This is a genomic window from Stieleria sedimenti, from assembly GCF_025060895.1.
Taxonomy (GTDB): Bacteria; Planctomycetota; Planctomycetia; order Pirellulales; family Pirellulaceae; genus Stieleria; species Stieleria sedimenti.
This window is the reverse complement of sequence record NZ_JANZKV010000001.1, coordinates 41,952-45,116: the sequence shown is the minus strand read 5'-3', so window position 1 is coordinate 45,116 and position 3,165 is coordinate 41,952. Positions and strand designations below refer to the sequence as shown.

At 57.4% G+C, this 3,165-nt stretch carries 3 protein-coding genes; 2 read left to right on the top strand and 1 reads right to left on the bottom strand.

The features are described from left to right. Nucleotides 1-224: 224 nt before the first annotated feature. Nucleotides 225-617, top strand: a complete 393-nt coding sequence (locus NZK35_RS00175) for a VOC family protein (RefSeq protein WP_259630581.1) — start codon at nt 225-227, stop codon at nt 615-617. Nucleotides 618-668: 51 nt separating this feature from the next. Next, entirely contained in the window at nt 669-1,154 is a 486-nt protein-coding gene (locus NZK35_RS00170) for a glyoxalase superfamily protein (protein ID WP_259630580.1), read from the top strand. Between the two features lie 191 nt (nt 1,155-1,345). Here the strand turns inward: NZK35_RS00170 and NZK35_RS00165 are convergent, their stop codons facing one another. Beyond that, a complete protein-coding gene (locus NZK35_RS00165) occupies nt 1,346-2,962 on the bottom strand; it encodes a sulfatase family protein (protein ID WP_259630579.1) in 1,617 nt (538 codons plus the stop codon). Nucleotides 2,963-3,165: the final 203 nt, after the last annotated feature.

The following is a 3,165-nucleotide window of genomic DNA, read 5'->3' as shown; positions in this document are numbered from 1 at the left end:
CGGCCGAATCGGACCAGCCTTCCGCCGCTCAGCTTGAATTCGCCTGGGCCTGAGAAGCTGGCACTCTCCGTCAGGATCCGTTCTAATCCAGTCCTGCACCGCGCCGCCTGAGGCCGATAAAGTTCAATGCCCGATCTCTCTCCGTTCCTCCGCGTGCGCGGATAGATCACCATTCGTTATCCGACCGAAGCCCTTTCTGCATCTGGCGCATTCGTCCAATCGCAATGAAGACAAAACCCGCATTCAAAGAAGCATTCCCCTACCAGGACGACGTGCTCGCTTTGCCCGTATGCGATGTTTCCTCCGCGTCTGAATGGTACTGTAAGCATTTCGGCATGAATGAAGTCCAACGAACGACTGAACCGGTTCCGACGGTAATCCTCGAACGCGACGGAACCCGCGTCGGATTTGCGGTCAATGGTGGCGATGCGTCCCAGGATGGCGCGGCGATTCTCGTCTCTGACATTCACGGACTGAAACGTGAGTTTGGGAATGCTGGACTCGAAACCGGCGATATCCGCACCGACGACCGCGACGGCAAATCGTTTGCCGTCTTCTTTGTCGTCGCGCCCGACGGCTTATGTTACTACTTTCATGAACCCAAGAGCGGCGAATGACCATTGCGTGCCACGGAGCACGGCACAGCGCGATTACAAGTGGAAACCACAATGCCCGTGCCCGCTGACGGCGGACGTTATCATTCCGAGCAGTACGTGCGCATCTGGTCATCGAGGCACATCCTCATGAGCGAATCAAGTCAAGAGTCACCCCACGGGTTCGAGATCAAGTCTTCGATCCCGGTCCTGCGGATGTTCGGTGAAGCCACGGCGAAGGCATTCTATCTGGCATATTTGGGCTTTGAGATAGACTGGGAGTCACGGTTTTCGCCAACGGCGCCACTGTATATGCAGATTCATCTTGGAGATGCCCTCCTTCATCTCAATGGGCATGCCAAGGAGGATGCGCCGATCTCTGAAGTCAATATTCCAGTCCTCGGATTGCAAAACTATTGTGACTATCTGAATGCGAAAGAAACCGAATATCCAGAGGCAGTTGCCGTGGATCCACGATATCAGGGGCGCAATACAGATTTGAATATCTGGGACCCCTTCGGCAACTATCTGGTGTTCTGTTCACAGAGAACTGAAGGATAGCCACTGATCAGTGGCGGTATGACGGATGCGTTGGTGTGCTTGCTGGAGGGCGCTCACGCCACGTCGCCAAGCCGCAACGATTTGAATCCGCTCCTTTGCATCGTTGCGTGATCCTTGTTGCCCTTGGATCGCGCTGATGACGCACGGGGTGCGATCGAGTTTCGCCCACCGGTGTCATCCGCCGCCGATCACTACTTCTTCTTTTTCGCCGCCTGGTTTCTCGGTTGGCGGTTGCGGGCTGTGCCCGGATCCGAATCTTCCGGAACGCCAAACTGTTCCCGCGCGGTGGTCAGCTGATTCATCAGCCGCTTTTGAACATCGGCGTAGTCGGTGCTTCCGTAGACGCTTTGCAGTTCGTTCGGATCGGCTTTCAGATCGAACAATTCCCAATCATCAATCTTCTTGCCTTCGAGCGCGTAGTAGTGAATCAATTTGTGCCGACCGTTCGTCACGCCGTAATGTCGGGCGACGTTGTGTGCTCCGGGATTTTCGTAGTAGTGGTAGTAGAAAACCTGACGCCAATCGTCCGGCGTGTTGCCCTGGAGCAGCGGTACCAATGATCGGCCTTGCATGTCGCTGGGCACGTCAACGCCAGCGAGATCCAAGAACGTTTCGGCAAAGTCCAAATTGGAGACAATGTCGTTGTTAGTGGATCCCGGCGCGATCTTGCCGGGCCAGCGTGCCAGCAGCGGCGTGCGAAGCGATTCTTCGTACATCCAACGCTTGTCGAACCAACCGTGTTCGCCGAGGTACCAGCCCTGGTCGGAGGAATAGATCACGACGGTGTTTTCAGCCAGCCCGCTTTCGTCCAGGTAATCGAGCACTTGGCCGATGCCGTCATCGACGCTTTTGACGCAGCGCAGGTAGTCTTTGACATAACGCTGGTACTTCCACTTGATGATCTCTTCTTCGGTCATCGAGTCTTTGGCGGCTTCGAAGGCCTTGTTCTTGGGGCCGTAGGCGGCGTCCCAGGCGATCTTCTGTTGGTCGTTCATGTTGCCGTATCCGGACAACTTCAGGTCGTTGGCGTTCAAGTGGGTCTTGATCGTCATCGTTTGCCGGCTGGCCGACTGGGTGCGGCCCTGGTAGTCGTCCCATAGCGTTTCCGGTTCGGGGATCGTCACGTCGTCCAGCCAAGTCAAGTATTTGGGCGCTGGTCTCCAATTACGGTGAGGCGCCTTGTGCTGGTACATCACCATGAACGGCTTGTCGGGATCACGATCCTGCTTCAGCCAGGCGAGTGTCTTGTCGGTGATGATCTCGGTGGTGTATCCGGTGTGGGGTCGCGTGACCGGTTGCCCGTCGTCGCCCTCGGTGATCATTGGCGGGTTGTAGTACGGCCCTTGGCCTTTCAAGACGTCGTAGTAGTCATACCCTTGGGGCGTCGTGGCGAGGTGCCATTTGCCGATGACGGCGGTTTGGTAGCCGGCCGCCCGGAGCAGCTTGGGGAACGTTTGCTGGTCGCCGTTGAATCGGTTGCCGTTGCGGATGAAGCCGTTCAGGTGGCTGTACTTGCCGGTCTGAATCACGGCCCGGCTGGGGCCACAGATGCCGTTGGTCACGTAGCAGCGATCAAACCGCATGCCCTCGCGGGCGATGCGATCCATGTTTGGCGTCGTGATCCGCGTCGGGTCGTAGGCGCTGAGTGCTTGGGTGCAGTGGTCATCGGTGAAGATGAACACGATGTTGGGGCGATCGGACTCAGCGGCGGAGGCGACGGCGTTCACGCCGATGGCAGCGCAGAGCGACAAAAACAGTGCCAGAGAAGAACGCCAGCGAGGAAATAAATTCGGTGGGGACGCGGTCATCGGCGGATCCGGAGAGGTGCGAAGGCAGGGGGAATCGTACGAAGAAGTCCCTGATGGTAGCCGCTCAGATCACGGCTTACAAATCGGCGTGAGAAAGCGTCGCGTGCCTGGAATAAGGTGTCGGACCTGAATGGCACGGGGATAGGAATGGTGTGCAGGCTTTCGCCGCCCATTGTCGCTGCGTTGCAGCGACCGGGAATCGC